Genomic DNA, 21,544 nt, shown 5'->3' with positions numbered 1-21,544 from the left:
GACTGAATAATAAAAGGAATTATTATGGAGTTTATCTATTCTTCCGCTGCAGCAGCGCGGCTCAATGAAAATCTGCTGGGCGGAAAAGCCAGCAATTTGCTGTGGCTGACCGCGAACGATTACCCGGTTCCGGCCTGGTGGATTGTTCCGGCGAACGTGGTGGCAGCGCTGCTGTGTAGCGATGAAACCCTGAAGCAACGGCTCGCTCACCTGTCGGCTTTGCCGGTAGATACGCCGCTGGCGCAGATAGAAATGCTGGCGGCGCCACTTCGCACACGCATTGAGCAACTCGTTTTGCCGGATGAATTGGCAGAGGTGCTGGCGTCGCTGGATGCAGAACCCTTCTGGGCGGTTCGCTCGTCATGCAGCGACGAAGACTCAGGCAGCGCCTCGTTCGCCGGGCAGATGGACAGCTTCCTCTTTCAGCGCGGTCAGCAGCAACTGGGCCATGCCCTGCGGCGCGTGATCGCCTCTGCATGGAGTTCGCGCGCCATCGCCTATCGTCTGCAAAAGCGCATGCCGCTGAGTGGGATCCGCTGCGCGGTCATTGTTCAGCAAATGGTGGCCGGTGAGGTTTCCGGCGTGCTGTTCACGGCGCATCCCGTCAGCGGCTCACGCCGGACGATGTTGATTTCTGCCGCGTGGGGAACCGGTGAAGGCGTGGTTTCTGGTCAGTGCGAGACCGATGAATTCAGCGTGCCGCTGCATGGCGACGAGATTACCCACCATATCGGCCATAAAACCACGGCTATCGTTTTCGACCAGCAGAGCGGCAGCGGAACGACCGAAATCGCGCTCGATGACGAGCAAGCGGATGCCGCGTCGTTAACCACGCAGCAGCTTCTGGCTTTGAGAGATACCGGTGCGCGCATTGCGCAGCAGAAGCGCTGCCCGCAGGATATTGAATGGACGTTCAGGGATAACCAACTCTACCTGCTGCAAACGCGTCCGATCACCCATCTACCCAAAGAGAGTATCGATCCTGCTGACGCGCTGATCTGCGATAACGCCAATATCCAGGAATCTTACTGCGGCATTACCACGCCGTTAACGTTCTCATTTGCGCGCGCTGGCTATGCGACGGTTTACGAGCAGACATTGCGGCTGGTCGGTTGCTCAGCCAAAGAGAGCAACGCCCGGAAACCCATCACCGATAACATGCTCAGCCTCGTCAGAGGGCGGATTTATTACAACATTCAGAACTGGTATCGCGCGTTGCTGCTGTTGCCGCTATTCAATATGAATAAAAGCGACATGGAAGCGATGATGGGGCTGGAAGATCCTGTCGATATTGTGCAGGACAAGAAACTCTCTCTGCGCGAAAAAATCGTCGGTGCGCCGGCGATGCTGCGCATGGCGGTGCGCGTGCAGTATGCGCAACTCACGCTGGCTCCCCGAATCCGCCAATTTCTCAAACGCTATGAGCAGGCGCAGGCGCAGGTCGATCGCGATAACCTGCACACCAAATCGCCTTACGAACTTATCCGGCTGCTGAAATACCTCGATCGGGAGGTGCTGGAGCGCTGGACTGCGCCGATCATTAATGATTTCTACGTTGCCCGCTATAACGGCAAGGTGGCGCGGGTGCTGAAGAAATTCTGGCCTGAGGAAAGCGCACGTATTAGTGCGGAACTGCTTACGGATGATACCGTGCTGATTAGCACTGAACCGACGAGAAAGCTGCTGGCGATGAGCCAGTACGCGCGTGCGCGCCCGGCGTTAATGGAAAAGATTCTCCACGACAGCGGTGCGCATCTGCTGCCGCGATTAAAGACTTTCGATCCTGATTTTTATCAGCAGTGCATTGATTACATTAATCTTTACGGTGATCGCACTGCCGGTGAGCTGAAGCTGGAGAGCATGACCCTGCGACAAGATCCCGCCTGGCTGTTTACCGTCCTGCGTAATTACCTGAATAGCGGAAGCACCACGACAAAGGCGAAAGGCAACGCGCAGGCCGCCGGGCAAATCTTTAACTATTTGCTGGAACAGGGCGGCAAATCGACGCTGGCACGGTTTAAGCGCCACCTTAAAACGCTGCGCAAAGCGATCCGCAATCGCGAAACCATGCGTTTCACCCGCACCCGGTTGTTTGCGTTGTACCGCGATATTTACTTGCAGCTTGGGCAGCAACTGGCGCTGGAGGGGGTGATTGCCAGTCAGCGCGATATTTTTTGGCTCACCCGCGAGGAAATTTATCAGGCGCAAGAAGGCACGGCGATACAGACCTGCTTAGGCCCGCTGATTGAACAACGCCGCGCGGAATATGAAAGTTACCGCGAGCAAGAAGAGCCCGCGCACCACTTTTTCATCACCCAAACGTTGTTCCAGCAACAGTCCTGCCGTTACCCGTATGCGGAAAAACGTGTGACCACCGATGAGGCCGAGCTGAAGGGTTCGGGGTGTTATCCCGGCAAGGTGCAGGCAAAAGTCAGAGTGGTGTTTTCCCCGGAGAATGCCGACGACCTGAGCGGAAAAATCCTCTGCACCGTGCGTACCGATCCCGGCTGGGCGCCGCTGTTTCCTGGGCTGAGCGGGCTGATTGTTGAGCGCGGCTCGATGCTCTCTCACTCCGCCATTGTGGCCAGAGAGATGGGGATCCCTGCCATTGTTGGCGTACCAAAAGTCACCCAACGGTTGCAGGATGGCGAAACCATCGTCATGGACGGCACCAGCGGTAGCATCGCACGGCTGTTTAAACCGATGGAGCCCGCGCATGATTAAACCGATGCTTGAGCAGCAATGGACGCCGGGCGATACGCTGGACAGCGACTTTTTGGCGATACCTCATCACGTTTGCGCAGATTCCCGCTGGTGGCCGGGCGAAGACAGCAACGCGCTGGCGCGGCAATTCAGCGCGCTTAATCCCTGGTTCCGCCAGGGAACGGCGTGGTGCGGTTATATTCCCGGCGAAGCGCGGCTGGCCGGGTTCGCCACGCGATTAACGACCGGGGAAACCGTTGTGCAGTTCGGTTATTGGGAAACCATCAACGCTCTGGCACCCAGTCAACGGCTGTTCGCTGCGCTGGCGCGTTGGGCGCGCGCGCAGGGCGCGACGCGGCTTGTCGGGCCGATCCATTTCTCCACGCTGGGCAAATTCAGGCTGCGGCTCGATACCCCATCATGCGCGCCTTTTCCCGGCGAGCCGTTTAATCCTCCGTGGTATCAACAGATTCTGGCGCAGTTGGGCTTTAGCCAGCTGGCTGGGTATTTGTCCATTTTTGATGATGCCGCGACCGCGCTGAGGCTGGAACTTCCCATGCAGACGGCAGGCCGCTGGCGCAGCGAGGACTTCACCCTGCAAGCGCTGACACCGGCACTATGGGAAGCTCATAAGCACGCGCTGTGGCACGTCGTAACGCACGCATTCAGTAACAACGTCGGCTGGACGCCTTGCAGCAAGGCGCTGTTCGACTGGCATTTTAACGCGCAGACGATTCAACCGTTCTGTAACGCGCCAGCCTCCTGCATTGCCTTCGGCCCGCAGGGCGACATTGCCGGTCTGCTGTTCAATCTCGCGCTGCCGGAGCGCCAGACCGGGATCTTTAAGACCATCATGATCGCTTCGCCATATCGGCGCTCGCCGCTGTACGCCATGTTGATCCGCCATTTTCTCACCGGCTTCGGTTCGGGCTACACCCGTCTGGGCAGCGCGCTGCTGAACAGGGTTGGGCCAACGACGCAGACGGCGCTACGGGCATGTTGTAGCCCGAACAGAACGCTTCACCATTACGGACTTTTTCACAGGGATATTGTGGATGAATTATTGTGAATACCTGGCCGTTCACGCGGTCAACTCGCCGGAACTGCCCGCAATCCGTTACGCGCTGGCTGACGACAGCCCGGCCACCGTGAGTTACCGGCAGTTATTTTCGCAGGCGGGTGAATTTCAGCGCTGGATGGCAAACGCCGGGTTAACGCAAGGCGCGCGCGTACTGTTACTGCTTTCTCCCGGCCCCGATTTTTATCGCTTGTTCTACGCCATGCTCGGTGCCGGTATTGTTCCGGTACTGCTGGAAAAAGGCTTCACCATTAAACAGCTTCGCCACTGCCTGAGGCAGGCGCGGCTGACGGCAATGGTGGTGGCGGATGGAATGGCGAAGAGATGGTTCCTGCTGCCGGAACTGTGGCGGATCCGCCGTTTTAGCGTCGACAGCAAACGGCGCGGCATGGCGTATCTGCCGGAGGCAGGCAAGAGCCAGACATCAAACGACAGCGCTGAGTTTCGCGTCACGCCGGTGAATTCTGACGATACCGCCCTGATCACCTTCACCTCTGGCTCCACCGGTATGCCGAAAGGCGTTATCCGTTCGCACCGTTCGCTGCTGGCGCAAAGCCGCGCGCTGGCCGACTACTTCCCGGAGATGCAGCAGAATGACATGAGCTCTTTTCCGGTACTGACGTTGTTCAGCCACTACGGCGCGGGTTGCAGCCATCTCGTGACGCCGCCGGGAAAAAGCGGCCTTATCGACGCTCCGCAAATTGTGCTGCGCATTAATCGCTACGGCCTGACCCGGCTGAGCGCTTCACCGGCGTGGATCGCGCAGATCCTGGCGTGCGCCCGCGAGCTGGGCTGCGTTTTCCCCTCCGTTAAACGGCTGGTGATTGGCGGTGCGCCGGTTAATAAAGCGCTGCTGCTTGCCTGTCTGCGTCACTTTCCTTTTGCCCACTGCGGTGTGAACTACGGCTCAACGGAAGCGGAGCCGGTAAGCTATATCGACATGGTGACGTTGCTGGAACAGTGGGAGCAGCAGCCGGGATACCTTGTCGGCGCGCCGGGAAAAGAGACGCGCGTTATCATCCGTTGCCCGTCGCCTTCCTCGCCGCAGGAGATCGTGCCAGTGCCTGACGGGGAGATCGGGGAAATCATCGTCAGCGGCCCGCAGGTGCTGGAGCGCTACCTCAATAACCCGGAGGCGAACTACCAGCATAAAATCCGCGATCGCGAAGGGCGGCTCTGGCACAGCACCGGCGACAGCGGCTTTCTTGACGCCAGCGGACGCATCTGGCTAACGGGCAGGATAAAAGATGAGGTGCGAAGCCGAACCGGTTTGCGCATTTCTCCTTTCACCGTTGAAAAAATGCTTAACGATTTACCCGGCGTCGGCTTAAGCGCGCTGATACAGGGCGCAGAAGGTGAAATCGCGGTGGTGCTGCAAAACCCGCAAAGTTATCAGGCCGCCGCCACGCTGGCGAAGGCGTTGCTGCCTGGCGAAAATATTCGGTTTTACCATGCGCCGCACTTCCCCATGGACCCGCGACACCACAGCCGGGTGGATCGCGGTTGCCTGCGCAAAATGCGCGTCCAGGGAAAACTGACGCCGTTATTGCAGGGAGCACAGTGATGAAGCCGTTGTTCCTTGTTCGTCTCTCACTGCCGGATTATGTCACGCTGACCGGTGCAGGTATTACGCTATGCGCCCTGTATGCTGCGCTTTCCGGGCACGCCTGGCTGAGTATGAGCCTGCTTTTTCTGGCGATGCTGGCGGATGCGCTGGATGGCAAAGTGGCCCGCTATTTTGGCCGCGAACGCGCGTTTGGCCGCTATCTTGATGGTTTCTGCGACATGCTGCTCTATTTAATCGCCCCGGCGCTGCTGTTTTACCTGAGCGGCTATCGCGGTGGCTGGTCATTGTTCAGCATGCTGATGATCGTTTGCGGGAGCATCCGTCTGTCGCGCTTTAATGAATCCGGCAATATTACCCATAACCGCGCGCTGGCCTATCGGGGAATGCCCGTGTTCTGGAGCCTGTTTATTCTGGGCGGCTGGAAAGTCCTCAATCTGCTTGTTTCCGACGTCATCAGCGCACTGCTGCTGAGCCTGGCACTGGCGCTCTTCAGTTTTGCCATGATCCTCGATCGCCCGTTTTTCAAATTCTCTTCACTCAACGCGATCGTTGGTTTGTGCTTCGGCGGTGTCGCGCTTTTCGGTCTGCTGCATCTGGGGGGCGTGGATGGTTGATTCGCTACCCCGGCTCTGGTTGTTGCTGCTGCCGATTGTGATTGCCGGATGCCTGCATATGGTGATTGTCACGCGCAATATTCTGCCGGGGCTGGCCGTTCCGGTGTATGAACGTGGGTTTGGGCGCAATAAAACCTGGCGCGGTTTTCTCTTCGTGCCCGCTGTCAGTTCGCTGGTTGCGCCGCTGTGCCTTAACAGCGTGTTGGGCGATACAGCCATCAGCCTACAGGTGGGAATGGCGACAGGGTTAGGGTATATGCTGGCGGAACTGCCTAACTCCGCGCTCAAAAGGTATTTGCGCATCGCGCCGGGAACGCTGCCATCACGGCATAAAGGAGCATTTATCTTTCTCGATCAGGCTGATTCTGCTATCGGCGTCGCCATTGGTTGCAAGCTGGTGTTGCCCCTGAACCTGCTTCAGATGTTCACGTTGATGGGGTTTTTCATGATCAGCGCCGTGATCATAAAAAATATGTTGTATCTGCTGGCGTTGAAAAAAAGCCGTTTCTGATAATGAATGCGGGCCGCCGCTGAAGGGGTTCCCGGCCTGGCTGGGAGCTCTTTTCTCGTTCCGCCAGTGCCATTTTTCCGTCACCTGAGCATCATCTTAACGACATTTCTCTGACGCCTGGCTGTCATCTGATTGTAATTAAAAGGTTATTTTTCTGTAATTCGAGCGTGTCATGTTACCTCGCGAGCATAAAAACGCGTGATATCGCGCATCCCGCATAACAAGAGAGATCACAATGACAACGTTACGGCATACAGCTTTGGGTCTGGCTATGGGGTTAGTTTTTGCAGGCAACGCTATGGCTGCAACCACCATTCCGTTCTGGCATTCGATGGAAGGGGAGTTGGGTAAAGAAGTTGACTCCCTGGCGCAACGTTTCAATGACACACACCCGGATTACAAAATTGTTCCGGTTTACAAAGGCAACTATGAGCAGAGCCTGAGCGCTGGTATCGCTGCGTTCCGTACCGGTAACGCGCCTGCCATTTTGCAGGTTTATGAAGTGGGCACCGCCACCATGATGGCGTCCAAAGCGATCAAACCGGTGTATCAGGTGTTTAAAGACGCCGGTATCAACTTTGATGAAAGCCAGTTCGTACCGACCGTTTCCGGTTATTACACCGATTCTAAATCCGGCCATCTGCTTTCTCAGCCGTTTAACAGCTCCACGCCGGTGCTGTACTACAACAAAGACGCCTTCAAAAAAGCCGGTTTAGATCCGGAGCAGCCGCCGAAAACCTGGCAGGATCTGGCCGCTTACACCGCGAAGCTGAAAGCGGCCGGAATGAAATGCGGCTACGCCAGCGGCTGGCAGGGCTGGATTCAGATTGAAAACTTCAGCGCCTGGCACGGTCTGCCGGTGGCGACCAAAAATAACGGCTTCGACGGTACTGATGCGGTGCTGGAGTTCAACAAGCCGGAGCAGGTGAAACATATCGCCATGCTGGAAGAGATGAACAAGAAGGGCGATTTCAGCTACTTCGGGCGTAAAGACGAATCTACCGAGAAGTTCTACAACGGCGATTGCGCCATTACCACCGCCTCTTCCGGTTCGCTGGCGGATATTCGTCACTACGCCAAATTCAACTACGGCGTGGGCATGATGCCTTACGACGCTGACGTGAAAGGCGCGCCGCAGAACGCCATTATTGGCGGTGCCAGCCTGTGGGTGATGCAGGGCAAAGATAACGCGACCTACAAAGGCGTGGCGCAGTTCCTCGACTTCCTGGCGAAACCGGAAATTGCTGCCGAATGGCACCAGAAAACCGGTTACCTGCCGATCACCACTGCCGCTTACGATTTGACCCGCAAGCAGGGCTTCTATGACAAAAACCCGGGTGCCGATATCGCCACGCGTCAGATGCTGAACAAGCCGCCGTTGGCCTTCACCAAAGGTCTGCGTCTGGGGAACATGCCGCAGATCCGCAGTGTTGTCGATGAAGAACTGGAAAGCGTGTGGACCGGTAAGAAAACCCCGCAACAGGCGCTGGATTCTGCCGTTGAGCGTGGTAACCAACTGCTGCGCCGCTTTGAGCAGTCGACGAAATCGTAATCACTGAAATGCCCGGTGGCGCTGCGCTTACCGGGCCTACGATGTGCCCCAGGCCGGGTAAGGCGTAGCCGCCACCCGGCATTGTTCAGGAAGCAAATCGCAATGTCATCATCCCGTCCGGTGTTCCGCTCGCGCTGGCTGCCCTATCTGCTGGTTGCCCCGCAACTGGTCATCACCATTATTTTCTTTATCTGGCCTGCGGGCGAAGCGTTGTGGTACTCGGTACAAAGCGTGGATCCGTTCGGACTTTCCAGCCAGTTTGTCGGGCTGGACAACTTTATCGCGCTGTTTCATGACGGCTACTATCTGGATTCTTTCTGGACCACGATGCGTTTTAGCGCGCTGGTTACCTTTAGCGGCCTGTTTGTTTCGCTGTTTTTTGCTGCGCTGGTGGACAACGTGGTACGCGGCAGCCGTATCTACCAGACGCTGATGCTGCTGCCTTATGCGGTTGCGCCAGCCGTTGCCGCCGTACTGTGGATCTTCCTGTTTAACCCCGGGCGCGGGTTGATTACCCATTTTCTGGAACAGTTCGGCTACAACTGGAACTATGCGCAAAACAGCGGCCAGGCGATGTTTCTGGTGGTTTTCACCTCGGTGTGGCAGCAGATCAGCTACAACTTCCTGTTCTTTTTCGCTGCGCTGCAATCGATTCCCCGCTCGCTGGTCGAGGCGGCGGCCATTGATGGCGCCGGGCCGGTTCGCCGTTTCTTCAAACTGTCGCTGCCGCTTATCGCGCCGGTCAGTTTCTTTCTGCTGGTGGTGAACCTCGTTTACGCCTTCTTCGATACCTTCCCGGTGATTGATGCCGCGACCGCTGGCGGCCCGGTACAGGCAACCACGACGTTGATTTATAAGATCTACCGCGAAGGGTTTGTCGGCCTGGATCTTTCTGCTTCGGCGGCGCAGTCGGTGGTGCTGATGGTGCTGGTAATTGTGCTGACGGTTATCCAGTTTCGCTATGTTGAACGTAAGGTGCGCTACCAATGATTGAGAATCGCCCCGGACTGGCGCTGTTCAGCCATATCATGCTTATTCTCGGTGTCGTCGTGGTGCTGTTTCCGCTGTATGTCGCCTTCGTGACCGCGACGCTGGATATCAACGCCGTCTATGACACGCCGATGACCTTAATTCCCGGGACTCACCTGTGGGAAAACCTGCGCAACATCTGGATGAACGGCGTCGGCGTAAACAGCGCGCCATTCTGGCTGATGCTGACCAACAGCTTCATCATGGCGCTGGCGATCACGGTGGGCAAAATCACGGTGTCGATGCTGTCGGCTTTCGCTATCGTCTGGTTCCGCTTTCCGCTGCGTAACCTCTTCTTCTGGATGATTTTCATCACTTTAATGCTGCCGGTCGAGGTGCGTATTTTCCCGACGGTGGAAGTGATCGCCAACCTGAAGATGCTCGACAGCTACACCGGTCTGACGTTGCCGCTAATGGCGTCGGCCACCGCAACATTCCTGTTCCGCCAGTTCTTTATGACCCTGCCGGATGAGCTGCTGGAAGCCGCGCGCATTGATGGCGCCTCGCCAATGCGCTTTTTCCGCGACATTGTGCTGCCGCTTTCTAAAACCAACCTGGCTGCGCTGTTCGTGATCACCTTTATCTACGGCTGGAACCAGTATTTGTGGCCGCTGCTGATTATCAACGACGTCAACCTCGGCACTGCCGTCGCGGGCGTGAAAGGCATGATTGCCAGCGGTGAAGGCACCACACAATGGAACCAGGTGATGGCGGCAATGCTGCTGACGTTGATCCCCCCGGTCGTTATCGTTTTAGCCATGCAGCGCGCGTTTGTGCGTGGTTTAGTGGACAGTGAGAAATAAGATGGCAGGTTTAAAATTACAGGCAGTAACCAAAAGCTGGGACAGCGGCAAAACGCAGGTTATCCAGCCGCTGACGGTGGACGTCGCGGACGGTGAATTCATCGTGATGGTTGGCCCGTCGGGCTGCGGGAAATCAACGTTGCTGCGGATGGTTGCCGGGCTGGAGCGCGTCTCCAGCGGCGATATCTGGATCGACACCCAGCGCGTGACCGAAAAGGAGCCGAAAGATCGCGGTATTGCGATGGTGTTCCAGAACTATGCGCTCTACCCGCATATGAGCGTGGAAGAGAACATGGCGTGGGGGCTGAAAATCCGCGGCATGGGCAAAGCGCACATTGCCAGTCGGGTGGCGGAAGCAGCGCGCATTCTTGAGCTGGATGGTTTGTTGAAGCGCCGTCCGCGCGAGTTGTCCGGCGGCCAGCGACAGCGTGTGGCGATGGGCCGCGCCATTGTGCGCGATCCGGCGGTGTTTCTCTTTGATGAACCGCTGTCGAACCTCGATGCTAAATTGCGCGTGCAGATGCGTCTGGAGTTACAACAACTGCATCGCCGCCTGAACACCACTTCGCTGTATGTCACGCACGATCAGGTTGAAGCGATGACGCTGGCGCAACGCGTGCTGGTGATGAATAAAGGCGTGGCTGAACAAATCGGTACGCCGGTGGAAGTGTATGAAAAACCCGCCAGCCGTTTTGTGGCGAGCTTTATCGGCAGCCCGGCGATGAACCTGCTGGAGGGCCGCATCAATAGCGAGGGCACCCATTTTGATCTGGGAAGCGGTATGGCGCTGCCGATCAACTGGTACTACCGCGGCTACGCCGGGCGCAAAATGACGCTGGGTATCCGCCCGGAACATATTGCGTTAAGCTCACAGGCCGAAGGTGGCGTTCCGCTGGTGATGGAGACGCTGGAGATGCTCGGCGCAGATAATCTGGCGCACGGCAGCTGGGGCGAGCAGAAGCTGGTGGTTCGCTTATCGCATCACGAACGCCCGGCGGCGGGCAGCACGTTGTGGCTGCATCTGCCGGAAAATCACCTGCACTTATTTGATGGTGAAACAGGACAACGCGTATGAGTAACTGGCCTTATCCCCACATTGTCGCCCATCGCGGCGGCGGGAAACTGGCACCGGAAAACACGCTGGCGGCAATCGACGTTGGCGCGGGTTACGGGCATACCATGATTGAGTTCGACGCCAAATTGTCGAAAGACGGCGAAATTTTCCTGCTGCATGACGACAACCTTGAGCGCACCAGCAATGGCTGGGGCGTGGCGGGCGAACTGGCGTGGAATGATTTGCTGAAAGTGGATGCCGGCGGCTGGTTTAGCGGCGAATTCAAAGGCGAGCCGCTACCGCTGCTTTCGCAGGTGGCGGAACGTTGCCGCCAGCACGGCATGATGGCGAATATCGAAATCAAACCCACCACCGGCACCGGTCCGCTGACCGGCAAAGTGGTGGCGCTGGCCGCCCGCGAATTGTGGGCAGGTATGACCGCGCCGCTGCTCTCTTCGTTTGAAATTGACGCACTGGAAGCGGCCCAACAAGCCGCGCCGGAACTACCGCGCGGCCTGTTGCTTGATGAGTGGCGCGATGACTGGCAGGAACTGACCACGCGCCTCGGGTGTGTCTCCATCCATCTCAATCACAAACTGCTGGATGAAGCGCGGGTGCGCATGCTGCGCGACGCGGGCTTACGCATTCTGGTTTACACCGTAAACCAGCCCGCGCGCGCTGCCGAGCTGTTGCGCTGGGGCGTGGACAGCATCTGCACCGATAAAATCGACGATATCGGGCCGAACTTCCGTTATTGAGAGGTTGTCGACGGCGGCGTGCTTTGCAGCAGGCTGCCGTTTTGATTCTGCGGCAGCATGTGCTGCTGCGTCGTCATCCCGCCAGAATTCGTTCCGCCGCTTAACATTCCGCTACCGGTATTTGGCAGCACCTGCTGGCCCTGGTTAAGCGCGCCGGGCTGCGCCTGTTTAATCCGCTGTGAGTTGTTATCCATTTGCGTTTGCAGATTTTGCTGTTGCAGGCGGCTTTGCGTCTGCTGCTGCTGCCTCAACATTCCCTGCTGTTGCTGCTGTTGGTTGAGCATCTGCGTCTGCATCCGCTGCTGGCTCGGGATCACATACCCCGGCTGGTTTGGGTTATTCGTCGGGTTTAGCGGCTGTGGCTGTGCAAAGGCGCTAAAAGGCAGCAGAGCCGCCAGAATCAGTAAATGTTTCATTGTTGTTCCCTCCTGTTGAGGCTTCCTTTTAGTTTACTTGCTTTCATTCATGAAAATGATCTTTTAAGAGTTGTGAACCAGGCTTAAGCGGGAACTGTAGCCCCTTACTTGGGAGTAACGACGATGATGAAACAGAAGTTTGCGCGTTGGGTGCTGATTGCCGCGCTGACAGCGGGAGGATGTTTTAGCGTTGCGGCTGCGCCGCCAGAAGGGCAGGCGACCGCGCCGCCGCCGGTCTCGTACGGCGTTGAAGCCGATGTCTTCCACCCGGTTGTGGCGAAGCAAGGCATGGTGGCTTCGGTGGATGAAGCTGCGACGCGCGTCGGCGTCGATATTCTGAAGCAAGGGGGAAATGCCGTTGATGCGGCCGTTGCGGTGGGTTATGCGCTGGCGGTCACGCACCCGCAGGCCGGTAACCTCGGCGGCGGCGGTTTTATGTTGATTCGTACCAAAGAGGGGAACGTCACGGCGATCGATTTCCGGGAAATGGCGCCCGCCGCCGCCACGCGCGATATGTTCCTTGACGATCAAGGTAACCCGGACAGCAAAAAATCTCTGACCTCGCATCTGGCATCCGGGACGCCCGGCACGGTGGCGGGTTTCTCAATGGCGCTGGAAAAGTACGGTACGCTGCCGCTGAAGAAAGTGGTGCAGCCTGCCATTAAACTGGCGAAGCAGGGCTTTGTGGTCAACGATGCGCTGGCGAACGATCTGAAAACCTACGGCAGTGAAGTGCTGCCAAATCATGAAAACAGTAAAGCGATCTTCTGGAAAGATGGCGAGCCGCTGAAAAAGGGCGACAAACTGGTGCAGAGCAATCTGGCCAGAAGCCTGGAGATGATTGCGGAAAAAGGGCCGGACGCCTTCTACAAAGGCGCTATCGCTGAGCAAATCGCCCAGCAGATGAGCAAAAACGGCGGGCTTATCACCAAAGAAGATTTAGCCAATTACAAAGCCGTGGAGCGCACGCCGATCAGCGGCGACTATCGCGGTTATCAGGTTTACTCTATGCCGCCACCCTCTTCCGGCGGGATCCATGTCGTCGAGATCCTCAATATTCTGGAGAACTTCGATCTGGCGAAATATGGCTTTGGCAGCGCCAATGCCATGCAGGTGATGACCGAAGCGGAGAAATACGCCTACGCCGACCGCTCCGAATACCTCGGCGATCCGGACTTCGTCAAAGTGCCGTGGCAGGCGCTGACCAACAAAGCGTATGCCAAATCGATTGCCGCGCAGATTGATCTCAATAAAGCCCGTCCTTCCAGCCAGATCCGCCCCGGCAAGCTCGAACCCTACGAGAGCAACCAAACCACGCACTATTCGGTGGTGGATAAAGAGGGCACGGCGGTGGCCGTCACCTATACGCTGAATACGGTTTTTGGCACCGGCATTGTGGCCGGCAATACCGGCATCCTGATGAACAACGAAATGGATGACTTCTCCGCCAAACCCGGCGTGCCAAACGTGTATGGCCTGGTCGGCGGCGATGCGAACGCGGTTGGGCCGGGCAAACGGCCGCTGTCGTCGATGTCGCCAACCATTGTGCTGAAAGACGGTAAAACGTGGCTGGTGACCGGCAGCCCAGGCGGCAGCCGGATTATTACCACGGTGCTGCAAATGGTGGTGAATTCCATCGATTTCGGGATGAACGTCGCGGAAGCCACCAACGCACCGCGTTTCCATCATCAATGGTTGCCGGATGAGCTGCGCGTCGAAAAAGGCTTTAGCCCGGATACGCTGAAACTGCTGGAACAGAAAGGGCAAAAAGTGGCGGTGAAAGAGGCGATGGGCAGCACGCAGAGCATTATGGTGGCGCCGGACGGTACGCTGTATGGCGCGTCGGACCCGCGCTCGATGGATGATTTAACGGCCGGATATTGAATGATTTCCCTCTCCCGCAGGGGAGAGGGAAAGGCTTAGGCTTTCATGCGCGCCATAAAGTATGAATCGACAAACTCACCGTTACGCAGCGCATAACGTTTTCCAGTGCCTTCAATTTCAAAACCGAATTTACGGTACACCGCCAGCGCCGGGGCATTATCGACAAACACGGTTAGCTCAATTCTGTCGATGCGCAGCCAGTTGTCGCACAGGTTGATCATTTCGCGCATCAGCGCGCTGGCGACGCCACGGTTATGAAACGCCGACGAAACCGCCATGCCAAAGGTGGCAACATGGCTGCGGCGCGGGTTTTGTTCCACCATCAGCGTCAGGTTTCCGGCCAGTTGATTATCAATGCAGGCGACCAGTTGACGGCGTCCAGGCTGTGGTTTCAGGCGATCTTGCCAGAGTTCGGCAGGCGGATGCGGTAGCTGTAGCAGGTTGTGATACACCTCAGGTAGCGCATAGAACTGACGTAAATCTTCGGCATCGCGCGCTTCGGCATGGCGTATCACTATCTCACTCATCCTGCTTCTCCGTTTGGTTGGGTTTACCCCTACCTTCCGGGCTTTCCTAAAAAGCGTCAACTGCCATTTTTTGCAAAAAGTGGTAGACAAGTGCGAATGATAATGATTATTATTGCTATGCGTTCAGGGAAACCGTTGCGGTAATCCTGAAAGCACGACATTGCTCACATTGCTTCCAGTATTTCTTAGCCAGCCGCGTGCTGGCTTTTTTTTGCCTGTCATTTGCCGGTGGGCCCGCTTCACGGCTGCCTTTTGAGAAAAGGGCGAGGGACACGGCTTTCGAAGTTGCGCTATGGTAGTGACAGTCACCTCAACAAGGACTGGATCATGACTCTACATTGCGCATTTATCGGGTTTGGCAAAAGCACGACCCGTTATCATCTTCCCTATGTTCTCAACCGTAAAGCGAGCTGGAAAGTGGCGCACATCTTTCGCCGCCATGCCAAACCGGAAGAGCAACATCCCGCGTATCAACATATTCATTTCACCAGCGATCTGGACGACATCCTGCTCGATCCGCAGGTAAAACTGGTGATTGTCTGTACTCACGCCGACAGCCATTTCGACTATGCGAAGCGCGCACTGGAAGCGGGGAAAAACGTGCTGGTGGAGAAGCCGTTTACCCCGACGATGGCGGAAGCGATCACGCTGTTTGAACTGGCGAAAAGCAAAGGTCTGACGGTTTCGCCGTACCAGAACCGCCGCTTTGACTCCTGCTTCCTGACTGCTAAAAAAGCGATCGAAAGCGGTAAGCTCGGCAATATTGTTGAAATTGAAAGCCACTTTGACTATTACCGCCCGGTGGCGGAAACCAAACCTGGATTGCCGCAGGATGGCTCATTTTATGGCCTCGGCGTGCATACCATGGACCAGATTATCTCGCTGTTCGGCCGCCCCGATCATGCGGCCTACGATATTCGCAGCCTGCGCAACAAGGCCAATCCGGACGATACCTTTGAAGCTCAGCTCTTCTACGGCGATTTAAAAGCCATCGTGAAAACCAGCCATCTGGTAAAAATCGATTACCCGAAATTTATTGTGCATGGCACGAAAGGGTCGTTTATCAAATACGGTATCGATCAGCAGGAAACCAGCCTGAAAGCCAATATCATGCCGGGTGAACCGGGCTTTGCCGCTGACGACAGTATCGGCATTCTGGAGTATGTGAATGCGGCGGGCGAAACGGTGCGCGAAGAGGTTGCGCCGGAAACCGGCGACTATGGCCGCGTCTATGACGCGCTTTATCAGACGCTGACAAACGGGACACCAAATTACGTCAAGGAATCTGAAGTTCTCACCAATCTTGAACTGCTCGAACGTGCCTTTGAACAAGCCTCTCCGGCCACGATAACCCTCGCGAAATAAGTACAAATGGCTCCTCGATGATTGTTCATTTTTTTTGAACAGAGGAGTCAATTTTCACCCTCTATGATTGCCTGACGTTTGCGTCCACACTTACCCCATCGAAAACATACGGGGGTAAAAAAGATGATCTATTTACGTAAAGCAAACGACCGCGGCCACGCAAATCATGGTTGGCTGGATTCCTGGCATAGCTTCTCTTTTGCCGACTATTACGATCCGAATTTCATGGGTTTCTCGGCACTTCGCGTGATTAACGACGACGTGATCGATCCGGGCCAGGGGTTTGGCACGCATCCGCACAAAGACATGGAAATCCTGACCTATGTGCTGGAAGGCGCGGTTGAACACCAGGACAGCATGGGCAATAAAGAGCAGGTGCCCGCCGGTGAATTCCAGATTATGAGCGCCGGTACCGGGGTGCGTCACTCTGAGTACAACCCGAGCGACACCGAGCGTCTGCATTTGTACCAGATCTGGATCATTCCGGAAAAAACAGGTATCACGCCGCGTTACGAACAGCGCCGCTTCGACGCCCTGCAGGGCAAACAGCTTGTGCTTTCGCCGGATGCCCGCGACGGTTCGCTGAAAGTGAATCAGGATATGGAGCTGTACCGCTGGGCGCTGTTGAAAGATGAGCAGTCTGTCCATCAGATTGCCGCTGAACGCCGCGTCTGGATCCAGGTGGTGAAAGGCAGCGTGACCATTAATGGTACTAAAGCGACCACCAGCGATGGTCTGGCCATCTGGGACGAGCAGGCTATTTCGGTTCATGCCGATAGCGACAGTGAAATTCTGCTGTTCGATCTGCCGCCGGTTTGATCTGATTTAGTTGAATAAATAACGCAACCTTTCGGTTATTACCGGAAGGTTGCGCATTGTCCGTGATAAACTGAGAAACTCTCACTCAGATAAAAATGTCAGGACGATGAAAAAGAAAAGACCCGTACTTCAGGATGTGGCCGATCGCGTTGGTGTGACCAAAATGACGGTCAGCCGTTTCTTACGTAACCCGGAGCAGGTTTCCGAGGCATTACGTGGCAAAATCGCCGCTGCGCTTGATGAACTGGGTTATATCCCCAATCGCGCTCCCGATATTCTCTCCAATGCTACCAGCCGGGCTGTTGGCGTTCTGCTTCCCTCTTTGACCAACCAGGTTTTCGCTGAAGTGTTACGCGGTATAGAAAGCGTGACCGATGCGCACGGCTATCAGACGATGCTTGCCCACTACGGTTATAAACCGGAGATGGAAGAGGAACGTCTGGAATCGATGCTTTCATGGAATATCGACGGGCTGATCCTCACTGAACGCAAACACACCGCACGCACGCTGAAGATGATTCAGGTTGCCGGTATTCCGGTAGTGGAGCTGATGGACAGCCGCTCGCCGTGCATTGATATCGCGGTGGGTTTTGACAACTTCGAAGCCGCGCGGCAAATGACCGCCGCCATTCTCGCACGCGGCCACCGGCGCGTGGCGTATCTCGGCGCACGTCTGGACGAACGTACTATTATCAAACAGAAGGGTTACGAGCAGGCGATGCTGGATGCCGGGCTGACGCCGTATAGCGTCATGATGGAGCAGTCATCCTCTTACACATCAGGGATAGAACTGATGCGTCAGGCGCGCCGCGAGTACCCGCAACTGGACGGGATTTTCTGTACCAACGATGACCTTGCCGTCGGCGCCGCATTTGAGTGCCAGCGTCTGGGGCTGCGGATCCCGGAAGATATGGCGATTGCCGGGTTCCACGGTCACGATATCGGCCAGGTGATGGAGCCGCGTCTGGCGAGCGTCCTGACGCCACGTGAGCGCATGGGGCGCATTGGCGCAGAGCGCTTACTGGCGCGCATTCGCGGTGAAGCAGTTACGCCGAAAATGTTAGATTTAGGTTTCACATTGTCACCAGGTGGATCTATTTAGTCTGACAAATTTGAAGTAGCTCACACTTATTTATCTCTGGCACGAATGGATATTGCTTCTCCCAGACCCCGGCAGGACAATGTTACCGATAACAGTTACCCGTAACAATTCACTCTTGCACTTTGTGGGGGCTACCCTTGAGCACGACGAACTTTGATCACCACATTTATGTCCTGATGGGCGTTTCAGGCAGCGGTAAATCCGCTGTCGCCAGCGAAGTGGCGCATCAGTTACATGCCGCGTTTCTCGATGGCGATTTCCTCCATCCGCGCAGCAATATCATGAAAATGGCCTCCGGCGAACCGCTCAACGACGACGACCGCAAACCGTGGTTGCAGGCGCTGAACGATGCCGCTTTCGCCATGCAGCGCACCAATAAAGTGTCGCTGATTGTGTGCTCGGCGCTGAAAAAGCACTATCGCGACCTGCTGCGCGACGGTAACCCGAATCTCTCCTTCATCTATATGAAAGGGGATTTCGATGTTATCGAAAGCCGTCTGAAGGCGCGTAAAGGCCACTTCTTTAAAACGCAGATGCTGGTCACGCAGTTTGACACTCTTGAAGAGCCGGGAGCAGACGAGCGCGATGTTCTGGTTGTTGATATCGACCAGCCGCTGGAAGGTGTTGTTGCCAGCACCATTGAGATTATTAACAAAGGCAATGTGCAGTGAGTACATTAACACTGGTTTTAACAGCAGTCGGCTCCGTGCTGTTGCTGCTGTTTTTAGTGATGAAAGCGCGTATGCACGCTTTCGTCGCTTTGATGGTGGTTTCTATTGGTGCAGGGCTCTTTTCCGGTATGCCGCTGATTAAAATCGCGCAGACCATGGAAAAAGGGATGGGTGGAACGCTCGGCTTTCTGGCGATTGTGGTCGCGCTTGGCGCAATGTTCGGCAAAATCCTGCATGAAACCGGGGCGGTGGACCAAATCGCCGTCAAAATGCTGAGATCTTTCGGCCACAGCCGCGCGCATTATGCGATTGGTCTGGCCGGGCTGATTTGCGCATTACCGCTGTTCTTTGAAGTGGCGATTGTGCTGCTGATTAGCGTTGCTTTCTCAATGGCGCGCCATACGGGCACCAACCTGGTGAAACTGGTGATTCCGCTGTTTGCCGGTGTTGCGGCAGCGGCGGCGTTTCTGCTGCCGGGGCCAGCGCCGATGCTGCTGGCTTCGCAGATGCATGCTGATTTCGGCTGGATGATCCTGATCGGCCTGTGCGCCGCCATTCCGGGCATGCTGATTGCTGGTCCGCTGTGGGGCAACTTCATCAGCCGTTATGTCGAACTGCACATTCCTGATGACGTGAGCGAGCCGCATCTTGGCGAAGGCAAAATGCCGTCCTTCACGTTCAGCTTGTCGCTGATCCTGCTGCCGCTGGTGCTGGTAGGGATGAAGACAATTGCTGCGCGTTTCGTTACTGAAGGCAGCAGCCTGTACGACTGGCTGGAGTTTATCGGTCATCCGTTCACTGCGATCCTCGTGGCGTGCCTGGTGGCGATTTACGGCCTGGCGATGCGCCAGGGTATGCCGAAAGATCGCGTGATGGAAATCTGCGGCCACGCGCTGCAACCGGCGGGCATTATTCTGCTGGTGATCGGTGCGGGCGGTGTGTTCAAACAAGTGCTGGTGGACTCAGGCGTAGGCCCGGCTTTGGGTGAAGCGCTGACCGGTATGGGCCTGCCTGTCGCCATTACCTGCTTCGTGCTGGCGGCGGCGGTGCGCATCATTCAGGGTTCTGCCACCGTTGCCTGTCTGACGGCGGTTGGCCTGGTGATGCCGGTTATCGAACAACTGCACTTCAACGGCGCGCAGATGGCGGCACTCTCCATCTGTATCGCGGGCGGTTCCATCGTGGTGAGCCACGTGAATGACGCCGGTTTCTGGCTGTATGGCCGTTTTACCGGCGCAACCGAAGCGCAAACGCTGAAGACCTGGACAATGATGGAAACCATCCTCGGCACCACCGGTGCAATTATCGGGATGATTGCTTTCACGTTGTTGAGTTAAGTTCTTCGTAAAGAAAAAGGCAGCGCCGTTTGGTCGCTGCCTTTTTGTTATTTAGAGACTCGCTTAGTTACTGGATAGATCACCATCCGGGATGTAATAGCGGTTTGTGGTATATATTTTTTTAATTTCAGGGTCATCCAGGCTGCCATAAGAGATCTTTTCTTTATCTAAACCGTCCAGTCCTTTAATTCCGCCAATCATTTCCGCCCATTGGTCTCGACTCGTAATGTCCACGATGAAGGGAGCCAGATAGCGGTTAAGATGACCTTGAGACGGATTTTCAATCTCTGCGCTCAGCGCTTGCAAATAATCGTCTTTATTTGTTCTGGCCCAATCGATTGTAAAGCCTGCACGGTATGACAGTTCCATAAAAAGCAATAAGATAGTGCGACCATTGCCATCAAGAAAAGGATGTGCGAACGCTAAAAGTCCCATCACTTCGCCCGGTTTATTTTTAAACCGCTCATGTCTGGCAGCCAATTGCAAAGCATAATCAATGGCGTGTTTGATCCCTTTCGGATGTTCAAATGCCGTGTGGCGAGGATTGTCGGGCGAACCTTTAAAAACCGCGAGGCCTGGAACGAGCTCGCAGCGATCCTGACCGGCCCAAGGATAGAACTCACAGAAAAGGATTTTATGAACATGAAGTATCGCTTTGTAATCAATGGGATCAACCTTCGCAAGGAAGTCGAGGGCTTCATTGATACTCAGTTCAAACATAAGGTGCTCAGATCGTTTAACTTCTTCAGGATCTTTTAAACCTAATGAATTTTTCAGGTATCCTGCTGTTTCGAAGTCGCCAAACGGATCGAAAATCATGCACGAAACTTCCCGTTCGCTTTTCGTTTCTCTTGCAGATAATCGGCCTGTAATGAAAGGGTTTCAGCTTTAGTCAGAACACCTTTTCTCTTAAGGTTTACCAGCAATTGCTCGATGTTATCCAGAACGATGGTATCACCCGCCAACTGCGTAATAACCATAGCCATACGGCTAGTATCGTCACGAATATCAGAGATGTTATGAGATGCGGCAAGGTGGCGAATCTTACTGGCCACGCTTGGGGACGTATTTTTAATCATCACATTTAACCTCCATTAGTGGTCAAATTTTAGCATATAGGTGTACCTATGTCTCCAGAGGCACCTGGCATAAATACTGTGTCAGCCCTTCATCCACACCCGAATGCCGTCGAGGAACATCTGGGTGGCGAGCATCACCAAAACCAGCCCCATCAGGCGTTCCAGCGCGTTCACCCCTTTCTCGCCGAGCAGGCGTAAAAACAGCGTCGATTGCAGCAAAATGGCGACCGTTCCGCCCCAGGCGATTAACAGCGCAATCACCAGATGGCTCATCTGGTTTGGATACTGATGGGAAAGCAGCATCAGCGTCGCCAGCAGCGTAGGGCCAGCGACCAGCGGAATCGCCAGCGGCACGATAAACGGTTCTTCGCCAGCTGGCAGGCCGGAGCTGCTGCCGGTTTCGCTGGGGAAAATCATCTTAATGGCGATCAGGAACAGAATGATGCCGCCGGAAATCGACACCGTTTCCGCGCGCAAATTGAGCAGCGCGAGGATTTTCTCCCCGGCAAACAGGAAGATAAACATTACCAGCAGGGCGATCAGCAGTTCGCGGATCATGATCGCCCGGCGGCGTTTCGGCTCGGTATGTTTTAACACCGACATAAAAATGGGCAGGTTGCCTAACGGATCCATTATCAGGATCAACAACACCGCTGCGGAGATGATTTCACTCAT

General features: G+C 55.7%; 21 protein-coding genes. 16 read left to right on the top strand and 5 right to left on the bottom strand.

Annotated features, from left to right (window positions below):
- Window positions 1-24: 24 nt before the first annotated feature.
- The 10 genes from C0557_RS24260 (at window position 25) to ugpQ (ending at window position 11,669) form a co-directional block, all read left to right on the top strand.
- Entirely contained in the window at window positions 25-2,724 is a 2,700-nt protein-coding gene (locus tag C0557_RS24260) for a phosphoenolpyruvate synthase (RefSeq protein ID WP_208661780.1), read from the top strand.
- A complete protein-coding gene (locus tag C0557_RS24255; protein ID WP_208661766.1) occupies window positions 2,717-3,772 on the top strand; it encodes a hypothetical protein in 1,056 nt (351 codons plus the stop codon). The genes C0557_RS24260 and C0557_RS24255 overlap by 8 nt, the downstream gene beginning before the upstream one ends.
- Window positions 3,759-5,345, top strand: coding sequence for an AMP-binding protein (locus tag C0557_RS24250; protein ID WP_208661764.1), 1,587 nt, complete (start codon window positions 3,759-3,761; stop codon window positions 5,343-5,345). The genes C0557_RS24255 and C0557_RS24250 overlap by 14 nt, the downstream gene beginning before the upstream one ends.
- Window positions 5,345-5,962 carry a phosphatidylcholine/phosphatidylserine synthase gene (locus C0557_RS24245; protein WP_208661761.1) on the top strand — a complete coding sequence of 206 codons (618 nt, stop codon included), beginning with the start codon at window positions 5,345-5,347 and terminating at the stop codon, window positions 5,960-5,962. Before C0557_RS24250 ends, C0557_RS24245 begins: the two co-directional genes overlap by 1 nt.
- Complete coding sequence (locus C0557_RS24240; RefSeq protein ID WP_208661753.1) at window positions 5,955-6,473, top strand: CDP-archaeol synthase; 519 nt, start codon at window positions 5,955-5,957, stop codon at window positions 6,471-6,473. The genes C0557_RS24245 and C0557_RS24240 overlap by 8 nt, the downstream gene beginning before the upstream one ends.
- A 235-nt stretch (window positions 6,474-6,708) precedes the next feature.
- The gene (gene ugpB / locus C0557_RS24235) at window positions 6,709-8,025 is read left to right on the top strand and encodes a sn-glycerol-3-phosphate ABC transporter substrate-binding protein UgpB (RefSeq protein ID WP_208661751.1); all 1,317 of its coding nucleotides are present in this window, start codon (window positions 6,709-6,711) and stop codon (window positions 8,023-8,025) included.
- Window positions 8,026-8,127: 102 nt separating this feature from the next.
- Window positions 8,128-9,015 (top strand): sn-glycerol-3-phosphate ABC transporter permease UgpA, encoded by an 888-nt coding sequence (gene ugpA / locus C0557_RS24230; protein WP_208661749.1) that lies wholly within the window; start codon window positions 8,128-8,130, stop codon window positions 9,013-9,015.
- Window positions 9,012-9,857: a sn-glycerol-3-phosphate ABC transporter permease UgpE gene (gene ugpE, locus C0557_RS24225; RefSeq protein WP_007369707.1), complete on the top strand. Its 846-nt coding sequence runs from the start codon at window positions 9,012-9,014 to the stop codon at window positions 9,855-9,857. Before ugpA ends, ugpE begins: the two co-directional genes overlap by 4 nt.
- A 1-nt stretch (window position 9,858) precedes the next feature.
- Window positions 9,859-10,932 carry a sn-glycerol-3-phosphate import ATP-binding protein UgpC gene (locus C0557_RS24220; RefSeq protein WP_208661747.1) on the top strand — a complete coding sequence of 358 codons (1,074 nt, stop codon included), beginning with the start codon at window positions 9,859-9,861 and terminating at the stop codon, window positions 10,930-10,932.
- Window positions 10,929-11,669, top strand: a complete 741-nt coding sequence (ugpQ, locus tag C0557_RS24215) for a glycerophosphodiester phosphodiesterase (protein ID WP_208661745.1) — start codon at window positions 10,929-10,931, stop codon at window positions 11,667-11,669. Before C0557_RS24220 ends, ugpQ begins: the two co-directional genes overlap by 4 nt.
- Here the strand turns inward: ugpQ and C0557_RS24210 are convergent.
- Window positions 11,663-12,085: a DUF2756 family protein gene (locus C0557_RS24210; RefSeq protein WP_074775969.1), complete on the bottom strand. Its 423-nt coding sequence runs from the start codon at window positions 12,083-12,085 to the stop codon at window positions 11,663-11,665. The two genes, ugpQ and C0557_RS24210, sit on opposite strands and share 7 nt — an antisense overlap.
- Window positions 12,086-12,208: 123 nt before the next feature.
- Between C0557_RS24210 and ggt the strand changes: the two genes are divergently transcribed.
- Window positions 12,209-13,969, top strand: coding sequence for a gamma-glutamyltransferase (gene ggt, locus C0557_RS24205; protein WP_208661743.1), 1,761 nt, complete (start codon window positions 12,209-12,211; stop codon window positions 13,967-13,969).
- Window positions 13,970-14,004: 35 nt separating this feature from the next.
- On the opposite strand, the gene yhhY is transcribed toward ggt, so the two are convergent.
- Window positions 14,005-14,496 (bottom strand): N-acetyltransferase, encoded by a 492-nt coding sequence (gene yhhY, locus C0557_RS24200; RefSeq protein ID WP_074775968.1) that lies wholly within the window; start codon window positions 14,494-14,496, stop codon window positions 14,005-14,007.
- 327 nt (window positions 14,497-14,823) lie between these two features.
- Between yhhY and C0557_RS24195 the strand changes: the two genes are divergently transcribed.
- The 5 genes from C0557_RS24195 to gntU all read left to right on the top strand — a co-directional run bounded on the left by C0557_RS24195 (window position 14,824) and on the right by gntU (window position 19,790).
- A complete protein-coding gene (locus C0557_RS24195) occupies window positions 14,824-15,861 on the top strand; it encodes an oxidoreductase (protein ID WP_208661741.1) in 1,038 nt (345 codons plus the stop codon).
- 123 nt (window positions 15,862-15,984) lie between these two features.
- The gene (locus tag C0557_RS24190; RefSeq protein ID WP_208661739.1) at window positions 15,985-16,680 is read left to right on the top strand and encodes a pirin family protein; all 696 of its coding nucleotides are present in this window, start codon (window positions 15,985-15,987) and stop codon (window positions 16,678-16,680) included.
- Window positions 16,681-16,786: 106 nt separating this feature from the next.
- Window positions 16,787-17,782 (top strand): gluconate operon transcriptional repressor GntR, encoded by a 996-nt coding sequence (gene gntR / locus C0557_RS24185; protein ID WP_043956265.1) that lies wholly within the window; start codon window positions 16,787-16,789, stop codon window positions 17,780-17,782.
- 137 nt (window positions 17,783-17,919) lie between these two features.
- The gene (gene gntK / locus C0557_RS24180; protein ID WP_074775962.1) at window positions 17,920-18,453 is read left to right on the top strand and encodes a gluconokinase; all 534 of its coding nucleotides are present in this window, start codon (window positions 17,920-17,922) and stop codon (window positions 18,451-18,453) included.
- A complete protein-coding gene (gene gntU, locus C0557_RS24175; RefSeq protein ID WP_074775960.1) occupies window positions 18,450-19,790 on the top strand; it encodes a gluconate transporter in 1,341 nt (446 codons plus the stop codon). The genes gntK and gntU overlap by 4 nt, the downstream gene beginning before the upstream one ends.
- A 63-nt stretch (window positions 19,791-19,853) precedes the next feature.
- Here the strand turns inward: gntU and C0557_RS24170 are convergent, their stop codons facing one another.
- The 3 genes from C0557_RS24170 to C0557_RS24160 all read right to left on the bottom strand — a co-directional run bounded on the left by C0557_RS24170 (window position 19,854) and on the right by C0557_RS24160 (window position 21,544).
- Window positions 19,854-20,609: a Fic family protein gene (locus C0557_RS24170; protein WP_208661737.1), complete on the bottom strand. Its 756-nt coding sequence runs from the start codon at window positions 20,607-20,609 to the stop codon at window positions 19,854-19,856.
- The gene (locus C0557_RS24165; protein WP_074775957.1) at window positions 20,606-20,869 is read right to left on the bottom strand and encodes a hypothetical protein; all 264 of its coding nucleotides are present in this window, start codon (window positions 20,867-20,869) and stop codon (window positions 20,606-20,608) included. Before C0557_RS24165 ends, C0557_RS24170 begins: the two co-directional genes overlap by 4 nt.
- An 81-nt stretch (window positions 20,870-20,950) precedes the next feature.
- Window positions 20,951-21,544 carry a YhgN family NAAT transporter gene (locus tag C0557_RS24160; RefSeq protein WP_007369718.1) on the bottom strand — a complete coding sequence of 198 codons (594 nt, stop codon included), beginning with the start codon at window positions 21,542-21,544 and terminating at the stop codon, window positions 20,951-20,953.

The organism is Kosakonia sp. MUSA4 (genome assembly GCF_013085925.1).
GTDB lineage: Bacteria > Pseudomonadota > Gammaproteobacteria > Enterobacterales > Enterobacteriaceae > Kosakonia > Kosakonia sacchari_B.
The sequence above is the reverse complement of the archived record's forward strand: the minus strand, read 5'-3'. Positions and strand labels throughout refer to the sequence as shown.